This window comes from Bradyrhizobium sp., from assembly GCF_030693485.1.
GTDB lineage: Bacteria > Pseudomonadota > Alphaproteobacteria > Rhizobiales > Xanthobacteraceae > Bradyrhizobium.
This window is the reverse complement of record NZ_JAUYAN010000115.1, coordinates 1-10,747: the sequence shown is the minus strand read 5'-3', so window position 1 is coordinate 10,747 and position 10,747 is coordinate 1. Positions and strand designations below refer to the sequence as shown.

The following is a 10,747-nucleotide window of genomic DNA, read 5'->3' as shown; positions in this document are numbered from 1 at the left end:
ATAGCGGTCGAAATGGGGCTGAGCTAGACACGGCCCGACAGCGAAAGGAACCGGTCGCACCGCAGTGCGACCAGTTCCTTTCACCATGCTCCCGATCTCATGCGTCCGGGGAAGATGACCGAGACCGGAAGAAGCCCGGGGTATCAGTAGTGTCGGTGACCGCGATGTTTGCCGCGGCTCCATCCGTGTTGATGACCACGGCCCCTGCTCCAGCCATAATGATGTCCGCGCCCGCCGCGGTGCATTTTGCCGTGGCCGCGACCACGACCGCCCTTGATCTGAATAGCGGCATCGTCATCCGCGACCATGGTGCTGGCGGGGGCGATTCCCAATCGCGCGGAAGCTGGTATCGCCATCGTCAGCGCCGATACCGCTATCGCGGCTGCGATCAGTAAAATTCGTCTCATGGTTGGTTCCTCCGGGCCGCGAAGCTGCGGCCTGTTACCACAATTTCCCTGTCTGCAATTCGTTCCCTGTGCAATTTTTTTCGCGCGACCGATGTGCGTTCGGAGTAAGTTTTGGTGGACGCAGCGCGTATTGCCTGTTGCTCCCGGTTATAATGTCTTGCATCGGGAGAACTCAAATTGCTAACTGCTCTGGTACGGTCCTCGTATTCTCGACCGCTGCCCAGGCTCAAAGCGGCGCCGCTGCCCTGTCGACTGCTTGAATGCCGTAACCGGTGACGGCCAATAGAACGACGCGTCGCAGGCCATAGACATACTGGATAGTCCAAGGCTGGAAGACCGGCAAACGAAACGCGAAATCTCTCGTCGGGATAAATCAGCATTCAATTTCAGAAATCCCTGGAACGTGAATCGTCTCCCCCAAATGCCAGGATTCCTGGCTCAGAATGTTGGCGCTTTTGTTCCGTTGGTTGCTTCGCGCGCGCAACCATCCTCTTGGATTTCTGTCCAGCATAACGCCTGCGGGGCTCTCGTCGTTCTTCGGCGGCGACCGACGTCTTGAGGTCACCGGCGCGCCTTCAAGGGGCTCGCCCTGAACCGGTGCGGATTTGATAGCCAGACGGCTGCTTGATTGCCGACTGGGCGAGCATTAACCCGCCGCCGCAGCCGAGAACTCCGGTATGCCAACGAGCGCGCGGATTCCGGCATCTGTTCTGTATCGGGATAATTACGTAGTCAACTCGGTGCCTCGATATTGAAAACGCAAAATTCAACTCCGCTGGATCCCGTTGACTTGACGACTGACAGCTATAAACTCAGGAATAATAGGTAACCGGGGTGAGTTCGCGTTCATCCGTAAGGAATCCGGGTCTGAATCATGCGGTTCTTTCTTTGATTTCCAGGGAAGAACCTTCAGCGCCGCGCGCTTCTCGGAAAGCTTGGCCTCAATGGCGAGCAGGCGATAGTTGGGTGGAGTGAGTTCTATGACCAAGGCGATCGAACATATCGTCGCGGGCTATTCGACACTCAAGAATCGAAAAGCCTTGGAAGAAATACGGGACCACCGCAGGCGCCTCCTGATGGAGAACCGGATGAGCGCTGCTTCTTCAGGTTTCAACCTCGATTGGATCACAACCGACCTTCAGGAAGAAATCAGCATCGTCGAAACCGCTCTATCAAGATTTCAGGATGGGGAATCCAGTCAGCCCGACTGACTGCCCGACCCTGCGAAAAATGGCTCGGCGCCGTTGCCAAGCCATTTCCTTTTGCCTCGAAGATCGAGCCTACTTCTTCCTGGTCGTCGTGGAAGAGCCCGTCGTTGTCTGGCCCGGCGCGTATTCAGAGGCACCCGGTCCGGTTGATTTCTGTCCCTTCCCCCTGGCGTCCTGCATCTTGTGACCCGGTGCATATTCCGAAGCGCCCGGACCTGTGGAAGCCTTACCGGTTTCCTGCGCTTTCTGCATCTGTTGGCCAGGTGCGCTCTTCGTGTTCGGCGACTGCGCGAACGCAGACGAAGCGAACAGTATAGTGCCGGCTACGATCAGGAATTTCCTTGGCATGTGACTTCTCCTCCATTGGTGGATGAACGCAGTCAACGTTTCGAAAACTCCACCGTTCCAAGTTTGTCTCCGTTTGCGAACAATAGTTTCCTGAACAGTAGTTCAGGTACCGTGCTGGTTGTTGCGATGCATGATTCCTGAAGTGATCCGCAGACATAAGGCCGAAGGAACTGTTCCGGATCGGTCTCCTGCACTTTCAAAGCTTTGCCAAGCTGTTACATTAGGCGGCGCTTTCAGCGAAACAGCCTGCCAGTGCAGATTCAATCGCATCCTTCTGAAAACGAGTGGAGCAACGCCAGTGCCAATTTTCCTCGATCGACACGATCTCTCGGGCCTGACAGCTTCCGATATCGCCGAGGCGCATCGAAAAGACCTGGAAGTCCAAGATCAATACGGAGTTCGTTTCTTGACGTATTGGTTTGATGAATCGCGCGGAACGGGTTTTTGCCTCATTGACGCACCGGATATCAAAACCGCGATGCGGGTTCATGACGAAGCTCACGGCGAAGTGGCGAAGGACGTGATCGAAGTGGACCTGTCAGCCGAGCAGGCGTTTCTGGGGAGAGTGTCTGATCCGGAACCGAGCGGTGAGGCGCGCAACGTCACAATCGACTCGGCCCTGCGGGCCATTATGTTCACTGACATCGTTGGCTCTACCAGCATGACAGAGCGTCTTGGCGATGCTCGATCTGTCGAAATGGTTCGGGCACATGACGCGATGGTTCGCCGCGCATTGAAGGACAAGGATGGGCATGTGGTGAAGCACACTGGGGACGGCATCATGGCATCCTTCGCCGACGCGGCCGCCTCCGTGCACTGCGCCCGCGCCATTCAGCAAGCGTTTGAAGCCTTCAATTTGGCAAGCAAGGAGAAGCTTCAGGTACGAATTGGTATTGACGTCGGAGAACCGATCGCGGACAGCAATGACCTTTTTGGTGCGACCGTTCAACTCGCTGCTCGTTTGTGCCAGTTAGCCGAGCCCGATGCCATTCTTGTATCCAGTGCCGTTCAGGATTGCATCCGGGATCATTTGCATGTCACAAGCATTGGTCCTTGCCATCTCAAAGGCTTTCTGCAGCCCGTTGACGTGTACGATATCGAATGGCGTTAACTGTCGCGACTACCGACGACGTATCGTGACTGGCGTTTGAAGAAGAAGGTTGCGAACCGCAGGCGACCCTACTTCTTGTAGAGTAGGACGCCGAGAACCTTAGCTTGCCGCCGTACAGAGCCGATTCGACGCCCAAGTAAATCGGGCCACGCGCGCGGCGCTGACTTTTCTTTTCGCAAGAAGCGTGAGTCGGTCGGCCTCAGCAGCTGTCCAGTCCTGCACGCGGTATCTCGAATCCAGCATGGCTCTGTTATGCCGAATTTTGGTTAACGAAAAGCTGAGTGGCCATACTGCGGGGTGGGTGGACTGATGACCAGAAGAGCACCGTAGACTGAACCGTAGATCCGTCTGCTAAACTCCTCACCAGCCTTTGCGGAGGACATGCAGAGCTATTGCGCAAAGGTCGGCAACGATGACCGTGTCCAACCGGTTCCTCGGGCCCTGCTGCCGAACGCGCGGCGGATGTTCGATGTTCCGGCTGACATGGTCGCTTCCCGTGTCAAGGCGACGACCTCGGTTCGCTGCATGAACAGCGCGGCCTGGCTCTGCAACTACGGAGCGAATCTGACCTGCGGGAAGGCCGACGTCAGCCGCAAATCACCGCGAGCGGAAAGGTTCTGTGAACAGAACCCCGACTCTGTCGGCGTGCCCATGAGCGCGACCGGTCACGCCACCGTCTACGACTGGAAATGCGTCGGCCGCGAAGCGCGCATCATGGGACAGATCGTGGAGATCGATGGTCGTGGCTTCATGGCGGAAAATTGGATGCAACTCGAATGAACATCCGCATCAAAGCATGTTACAGCACCTCCGCCTCATTGGTCACGTCGCCAAACGAACCAGGAAAACGCATGCTCGCCTTTGCCGCATTGCTTCTCGCTCTCCTGATCAGCTGTCCTTCGTCGGGCGCGGCGGCGGAACCGCCTAGCCCCTCGCACAGGCTCTGTGACCCCCAGAAAATCAGGCAAACCAATGCCTGGGTCGACTGCCTGCAAAACGCCCTTGAGAAATCCGAAGCCGGCCTCACCACACTGGTGGGCAGGATCGCCGCCGCGATGCAGGCCAATGACATGCTGGAGAAGCCAAAGCGCGACGAGAACAGGAAGCTGTTCGAGGCGACGCAGATGAAGTGGCTCCAGTTGCGCGACGACGACTGCAAATCCTTCGCCGCCAATCACGCGGGGTTGGGTTTTGGCGCCGCGCAATTTCGTCTGGTTTGCGTGCTGGATGAAACCATTTCGCGGGAACAGACGCTGAAGCACCGCTATCGCGACGATCTGAAATAGGACGATTCGGCTCATCATCCACGACAAACGTCTTGCCCGTTACGGCATGCGGCCGCCTTCAAGATGGAAATTCCAGCCGGCCGCAGCCGCAACCTGCTCCAGCGCGTTGCGCACCTGTCCATAATTCAGCGAACCGCCGCCTCCGACCGAGACATCGGTGCGCTTCTCGTCGCGTTTCCAGCCGCTGGTGGTCGTGGTCTCGACCGTCAGTGTCGGCGGTGGAATGCCCCAGCTGCGCTCGACGGCGGCCTCACGAAAATGCACCGTCCGGTCAGACTCCGTCAGGCGACACGACATTCGATAGGTGACCTTGCGGCCGCCGAACCACCACTTCGCCCCAATCGATTCGACCTCTCCGCTGCACCCCTGCTGCTCTTCGTCCTCGTGGACGGCAAGCCCCAGGGCTCTGGCCTTCTTCGCCAAATCGTCAAGCAGTTCGCGCCTGGCAAGAACTTCCGGCATCCGACATGACCTCGATGAACCACACCTTAGTCAACAGCACCGGGGACCCCGGCCCGTTGATCAGGATCAAGACCGACCGCTCTCGTCTAGCGTCATGTCACACAAGACGGTCATCCTGGGCAGCACGATGGGAACGATTAGCGTCTGGAAATTGTCGGCGATCCTGGTTGGGGTTGCGGCGGCGGTCGCTCTGCCCGGCCTGGAGTGTGCCGCAGCGGCGCCGACCGCTGGCGAGACGCATCGATCCCCGGTGCCGGCTGGCGCCATGCGATTGGCACAGGCAGACACGGCGCGCGAAGTCATCACGCTGCCGAACAAGCCACCGCAGCGGTCGGGCGAAAGTAACCCTTCGTCGCAGGCGCTGATCGAGACCTGGCTCGGCGGCTACGGCTGGAACAAGGACAAGCGTTTCGATCTCGAACGTTATGAGATCGTGAACCGCCGCGTGGTGTGGGCCGGGTTCGGCCGGGCGCTGCTGCAGTTCCGGGTGTTGCCGGTCGATGGCGACGCGATGGCTCTGGCTGCAAAGCGCTGCCCCGGGCGCAAGCGGCCGATCGAGATGCAGATCTATTTCCAGTGGGGCCCGCACAACAAATTGTGGACCGCGCTCGCGAACCGAGGCGATCCCGGGTTCGAGCCATGCTCGAACGACGAATTGTGGACCGGCGAGCAGCTGGAGTTGATCGTCAATCCGCCGCCGCTGCCGGCGCCGCCGAAGATCGCGCAAAAGGATGTCGCAACCCCGCCATCCGGCTCGCCGGAGCGCAAGGCGATCCTTGATGGCCTGCGTCCGACCTTCGAGAAGGCATTCGGCAAACCGGTCGAGTTCAAGGTCGAGACCCTGCGCGCCGCCGCCGGCTTTGCCTGGGTGGTGGTCCATCCGCAGCGCCCGAACGGAGTGCCGATCGGCAGGGCAGAATGGGACGAGGCCGTCGGCCCCTGCGAACAGAATCGGACCACCGCTGTCGCGCAATTCTGGATGCGCCAGCGTCATGACGGCTGGCGGGTTGGGTGGGGCAATGGCTTCTGCGCCAGCGATTCCATCGCCGAACTCGGCTATTTGATCGGCGCGCCGCCGCAGCTCGTCGATCTCCGGGAGTGGCCGGGGACCGACTTCATGCCGGTCGACGATCCGCAATACTTCGACTTGTGGAAGCCGTGAACGAACGCGTCCGTCGCCGAGCGGACTCGGGACTTTGACCTAGGACAAGGCGGCGAAGCGGCCAAGATCTAGGGTCGCTCCCGCCATTCCGGGCCGGAGGATCGCGGCGTGTCATTATCGATGTCTTCACGTTGGCTGCGCTGGCTGCTCATGACCGTCGTCATGCTGGTCGCCGCGTTCATCCTTCTGGTCCTCGATCCCTCCGGCGCCCTGCTGTTCCGCGTCGTCGGACTGATCGGCATGGCGCTGTTCGCGCTGTCGATCGTCACGATGCTGCTGACCTTCCGCAAGGCGCGAAAACTGTCGCCCTGGTCGCTGGCGATCGGTGCGATCGTCAGCGTGCTCTGCACCTGGATCTTCTTCGCGCTGGCCGGCGCTCCGCTTTCGGTGGCGGCGATCGGGCTCGCCGTCGCTGCTGGTGCGATGGTCGGGGTCGGCTGGTCGCTGACCAACCTGCTGTTCATCGACGGCGAAGCGATACGGGCGCGCGGCAACATCTGGTTTCTGGCGGTCTGGGCGTTGTCCCTGCTGATGACGCAGGCCGCGACGCTGGCGGGCAGGCAAACACCCTACGCCGTGGCGCTGGTTTCGTTTCTCGGCATGGGCCTCGCCGTCGGCAACAGTCTTGGACTGCTGGCGCGATATGCCCGCGCCCGTCGGCTGTTGCACGGTGCTGTTTCAGTACCGGGAGAGCGACGTTGAGCGCGTTCTGCACGGGGTGCGGCGCCCAACTGGCGGCCGACGGGAAGTTCTGCACCAAATGCGGCGCCGCCGTGGTCGATTCGAACCCGCCGGCAGCCGTTGTGGAGGCAAAGCAGGCTGCTCCGACAACGCCGTTGGCGCCGCCGGTTTCGAGCTTCGGCAAGTCGCGCGCCATCCTTGTCGCGGCTCTCGTGGTCGGCGGTGCAATTCTCGCAGCCGTGCTGATCATGATTGGACCGCAAGCCCCGTCGTCGCCGCCGAAGTCATCGACCGCCGTTGCGCCACCCAGGGCTGCCCCCACCGCGACCCCGCCCGCCACCATGGCCGCGCCGCCGGCGCGCCCTGCCACGACGGCGATCAAGGCGAGCCGGTGGGAAGGCTATACCAACACCCGATATGGCGTGATGATCGACTATCCCGCCGACCTGTTTGCGATCCAGCCGCCGCCGCCGGACAATGCCGGGCGCGGCTTCACCGCGGCAACCGCCGGTGCCCGCTTTCATGTCTACAGCCATGCCAATGCCATGAATTTCTCGGTCGAGGAGTTACAGGCCGAGGACGTGCTCGACATCGGCGATGCCGCTGCCGTGAAACAGAATGGCGCGGACTGGTACGAGGTCATTGCCACCAAGGACGCCGAGAACATCGTGCGCCGGGTGGTGCTGAGCGAGGGCTTGGCAATGGTCCATCGGCTCGAAATCGCCTATCCGAAAACGGCTGCCGCGGCGTTCGAGCCGGTGGTCGCGCGAATGGTCAAGAGTTTCCGCGTCGATCCCGCGATTCCCGAAAAGGCCGCCGCCAATGCGGCCGGCTCGCCGGTTCCGCCTCAAGCCCAGAAGTCCGCAACAAAGCCGCCGGAGGCGAAGAAGCCCGAAGCGAAACCGCCAGAGGCAAGCAAGCCAGCGTGGCAGCGCATCGATTCCATCGCGCTTGGAATGCGTATTCCCGGCTATGGCGGGAAGGCCGGCGTATCGGCGGAAGTGCCGGCTAACTGGACGAAATCCGACATGCCGGAAACCAACGTGATCGGGTTTCAGGGGCCGGAAGCAACCGGCGACGATGTCCTCCACGTCACATTCCGGGCCGAACGCCGAGGCGCCAAGGCAACGCTGGCGAGCGAGGCGAAGATCATCAAGACCCGGCTGTCCAAAGGCGCCGACAACTATCGTCTGCTCAGCGAACGCACGACGCAGATTGCCTTGCGGCCGGCCATCGTGTTCTCGATGCAGTTTTCCGGTTCGGATTCGCCCGATCTGCTGCGCGAGGATGCCGCCATCATCGACGCCGGCCAGGTCTTCTACTTCGTCACCTTCGGCGCGCCGCAAGCGCGCTACGCCGCCAGCAGCAACATCCCTACCCATGTCCTCGAGACCATCGGCTTCGCGGAGTGAGCGCGATGAGGTGGAGAAGGGGATTTTTTCTGCTTCTGGCGCTGCTCGCCTGGGGCTTTCGTATCGAAACGGCCGCTGCACTGGACTACGGCTACAAACCGATTCCGGCCGAATTTGCGCCGCCCGGATTCCTGTTCGAGCAGGATGCCAATCGGGACAAGCCCAGCCATTACGTCAAGCCGTATCCCGAAGGCCTGCGCCGATCGAAAAGCGATACAAAGACTAGTGTCGCGGTATTCCCATCAATCTTGGAGCATAATTTTTGGGCCAAGAATCTGTTGGCGCAAGAACACGAACAATGCGTGTCTTTGTCCAAACAGTACGAGAGATACAAGTGTCGGCGCTTCCAACAGGGAAGTATCGACATATTGCTGGAGGAGCATTCCACCGACAACGAGCGATACAACAGATTTGAATACAAGATTATCGATGGTGCCATACACACCCACATCTTCATCAACGGCCATCCGGTCCTGAAATATGGTGGCCGAGGCCCGAAGCCCGAAATCGTCGAGCCGCTGCCGACCGACGCCGAGCTTCTCGCGATCGTCCTGCAATGGCACGCGGCGGTACGCCGGTACTATGTTTCGCTGGGGTACACCATCGACCGGCCTGGCCTGCCTCCGGGGATGCGAGCCGAGGGGACGAAAACCGGAAAACCGGGAGTGGATCAGTCCCCGCCCGGTCAGCAGACCGATCCCAATCAATCCGCTGACTCCAGCCAGCAGCCGATCGACTTCGATGATATCTGGTCGGCGGTCGAGACCGGCGGCGCAATCGCCATCACCGGAGGCCTTGCCGCGCTTGCTTCGCTGCTGATGCTGCAGACGGCGGGCGTCAGTCGTCGCGATGCGTTCGATGCCGGCAGCGAACTTCTGCGTGGCCATCTTCCGGAGGACCCGTTCGAGGCGTGGAAGCGCAAGTACGAGGCGCTGGGCTGGAAGTACAGCCAGAAGAATGGTGTGGCGATCTTCGATCCCGTCGACGGCGCGCGCAACGAGGGTGGTGAGATCTATTCGGCGGAGCGCGGAGGCTTTGTGCGGTCAGGGGGCGAGACACCGCCGGCCCCGCCGCCGCTGCCGCACGACGGCGACGTCAACGCGCGCGGCGAGGTGTGGAGTTCGTTCTCCGGCGGCTATGTCGAGCGCAAGACCTACGAGCAGGACATGGCGAGCCGGGCGACACTCGCCGAGAAGGATCGCAGCGACCTCGCCGACATGCAGCGGCCGGATGAAGATGTCGCCGAACTCCAGCGCAAGATCGCCGAAACCCGCCGCAAGGGCGCGGAGATGCGGACCTACTTCAAGGCGCGCGACGAACTGTTGGGCGCGCTCGGCGATCAGCGTGGCCGCGAAGGCGTCGATGCCATGCTCGACGAGTCCCGTTCCGGCCTGTTCGACGAACTCAGCGACCGCCTGCTGACGACGCCCGCCGGTAACGACTATCGCAGGGGTCTCGAGGGCCTGCTGCCGCTGGCCGACGTGATCGGCAACCAGATGCGTCCGGGCTACACTCCGACCTATACCTACAAGGACGCCGCGCAGGACACGCTGCTGCAGAGCGGAGCGGCGGCGCTCGATGCAATCCTGACAAAAGGCTGGGCCAGTTCGGCGGTCGGCAGTTCACTGGCGATGCGCGACGCGGCGCGCGCCGGCGGCGGCGTGCTCGACATCGCGACCGCGGGGGTCAAATCGGCGGTCACCGACGTCCTGTTCGGCAAGGCCATCCATTACGGCGCAGGCTATGCCGGCGAAGCCTGGCGCGCCGGCAAGAACGCGGTCGCCGGGATCGCGGAGAGCGGCGCCGATCTGCTGGCGCAGGCGAGCCGGCGCTCCAGGGTCGCCACCGACCTGGTCGAGAAGATGCGCAAGACTCTCGGCACACTGGACCAGGGCGTCCATGTCGACGGCTCCGGCCGGCTGCGCGCTTCATTGACTGACGTGCTGGAGGTGCAGAAGAACCCGCATCAGGTGCGGGCGCTCAAGCAAAGCGGCTCGCTGTCGACCCAGGAGGCCTTCAACAACACGCTGCGCAACGAGGTCTACAAGCCGCACGACCAGATGATGCTGGAGCGGCTGCGCCAATCGAGTCCCGAACTGGCCGACAAGAAGCTGGTCGTCCACGACTTCCGCACCCCTGGCAAGACCGCCAATCCCATCAACACCGACCGCGACTTCCGGGTATTGACCCAGAACGCTGACGGCAAGTGGGTCGAGGTGCCGAAGACGAAATGGGAGCAGCATTCCAACGACGCCTTCGCCGAACTGACCTTTTTCGACAAGACAAAATGCCCTGGGGGCATGGACCCGGCGCAGCAGAAGGCGTGGTGGGCCGAGCAGCACGGCCATACCCCGACCGACCGCGCCTTCCGCGAGGCCGGCCGCGACTATTCCGACCAGATCGCCGACCTGCGCAGCGGCCAGCGCGCCAACCTTCCCGGTGGCGAGGCTGGCGGTACCGGCACCACCGGGATCGCCGAACTGAAGGACATCGCCGCCAAGGCCAAGGATATCGCGGAGGGCAAAGTGCCGCCTCCGCCGCAGCGGGTGACCCTCGCCGATCCGCAGGGGCTGGCGCAGCAGTTCCACGAGAAGGTGACCGGCAATTTGCGCCGCGGCGATCCGTTCGAGGCGATCGCTCAGGCGCAGAAGGGCGTCGACACGCTGGACA

Annotated in this window: 11 protein-coding genes; 9 read left to right on the top strand and 2 right to left on the bottom strand. The window is 61.7% G+C overall.

All coding sequences use genetic code 11. From position 1 onward, the window contains the following. Positions 1 to 155: 155 nt before the first annotated feature. The 5 genes from Q8N40_RS08485 to Q8N40_RS08465 all read left to right on the top strand — a co-directional run bounded on the left by Q8N40_RS08485 (position 156) and on the right by Q8N40_RS08465 (position 4,360). Positions 156 to 395, top strand: a complete 240-nt coding sequence (locus Q8N40_RS08485) for a hypothetical protein (protein WP_305711509.1) — start codon at positions 156 to 158, stop codon at positions 393 to 395. Positions 396 to 1,387: 992 nt separating this feature from the next. Next, on the top strand, positions 1,388 to 1,618 hold the full coding sequence (locus Q8N40_RS08480; RefSeq protein WP_305322709.1) for a hypothetical protein: 231 nt from the start codon (positions 1,388 to 1,390) through the stop codon (positions 1,616 to 1,618). A 643-nt stretch (positions 1,619 to 2,261) separates the two neighbouring features. Further along, positions 2,262 to 3,074, top strand: coding sequence for a nickel-binding protein (locus Q8N40_RS08475; protein WP_305711508.1), 813 nt, complete (start codon positions 2,262 to 2,264; stop codon positions 3,072 to 3,074). A gap of 381 nt (positions 3,075 to 3,455) precedes the next feature. After that, positions 3,456 to 3,854, top strand: coding sequence for a hypothetical protein (locus Q8N40_RS08470; RefSeq protein WP_305711507.1), 399 nt, complete (start codon positions 3,456 to 3,458; stop codon positions 3,852 to 3,854). Further along, entirely contained in the window at positions 3,851 to 4,360 is a 510-nt protein-coding gene (locus Q8N40_RS08465) for a lysozyme inhibitor LprI family protein (RefSeq protein ID WP_305711506.1), read from the top strand. The genes Q8N40_RS08470 and Q8N40_RS08465 overlap by 4 nt, the downstream gene beginning before the upstream one ends. Before the next feature lie 39 nt (positions 4,361 to 4,399). Here the strand turns inward: Q8N40_RS08465 and Q8N40_RS08460 are convergent, their stop codons facing one another. Then, entirely contained in the window at positions 4,400 to 4,783 is a 384-nt protein-coding gene (locus Q8N40_RS08460; RefSeq protein ID WP_305711505.1) for a hypothetical protein, read from the bottom strand. Between the two features lie 133 nt (positions 4,784 to 4,916). Here Q8N40_RS08460 and Q8N40_RS08455 point away from each other — a divergent pair, with 133 nt between their 5' ends. The 3 genes from Q8N40_RS08455 to Q8N40_RS08445 all read left to right on the top strand — a co-directional run bounded on the left by Q8N40_RS08455 (position 4,917) and on the right by Q8N40_RS08445 (position 8,077). Further along, a complete protein-coding gene (locus Q8N40_RS08455; protein WP_305711504.1) occupies positions 4,917 to 5,984 on the top strand; it encodes a hypothetical protein in 1,068 nt (355 codons plus the stop codon). A gap of 120 nt (positions 5,985 to 6,104) precedes the next feature. Further along, positions 6,105 to 6,686 carry a hypothetical protein gene (locus tag Q8N40_RS08450; protein ID WP_305711503.1) on the top strand — a complete coding sequence of 194 codons (582 nt, stop codon included), beginning with the start codon at positions 6,105 to 6,107 and terminating at the stop codon, positions 6,684 to 6,686. Further along, entirely contained in the window at positions 6,683 to 8,077 is a 1,395-nt protein-coding gene (locus Q8N40_RS08445; RefSeq protein ID WP_305711502.1) for a hypothetical protein, read from the top strand. The genes Q8N40_RS08450 and Q8N40_RS08445 overlap by 4 nt, the downstream gene beginning before the upstream one ends. A 242-nt stretch (positions 8,078 to 8,319) precedes the next feature. Here Q8N40_RS08445 and Q8N40_RS08440 read toward each other — a convergent pair whose 3' ends face one another. Next, positions 8,320 to 8,640: a hypothetical protein gene (locus Q8N40_RS08440; protein ID WP_305322635.1), complete on the bottom strand. Its 321-nt coding sequence runs from the start codon at positions 8,638 to 8,640 to the stop codon at positions 8,320 to 8,322. A 102-nt stretch (positions 8,641 to 8,742) separates the two neighbouring features. On the opposite strand from Q8N40_RS08440, the gene Q8N40_RS08435 reads away from it, so the two are divergent. Beyond that, on the top strand, positions 8,743 to 10,747 hold a 2,005-nt coding region (locus tag Q8N40_RS08435; protein ID WP_305711501.1), incomplete at its 3' end, for a hypothetical protein.

Bases quoted from the DNA above. Each gene is read 5' to 3' on its own strand.
- Q8N40_RS08455 (WP_305711504.1), top strand. From the start codon at position 4,917: ATGTCACACAAGACGGTCATCCTGGGCAGCACGATGGGAACGATTAGC.
- Q8N40_RS08480 (WP_305322709.1), top strand. From the start codon at position 1,388: ATGACCAAGGCGATCGAACATATCGTCGCGGGCTATTCGACACTCAAG.
- Q8N40_RS08450 (WP_305711503.1), top strand. From the start codon at position 6,105: ATGTCTTCACGTTGGCTGCGCTGGCTGCTCATGACCGTCGTCATGCTG.
- Q8N40_RS08470 (WP_305711507.1), top strand. From the start codon at position 3,456: ATGCAGAGCTATTGCGCAAAGGTCGGCAACGATGACCGTGTCCAACCG.
- Q8N40_RS08465 (WP_305711506.1), top strand. From the start codon at position 3,851: ATGAACATCCGCATCAAAGCATGTTACAGCACCTCCGCCTCATTGGTC.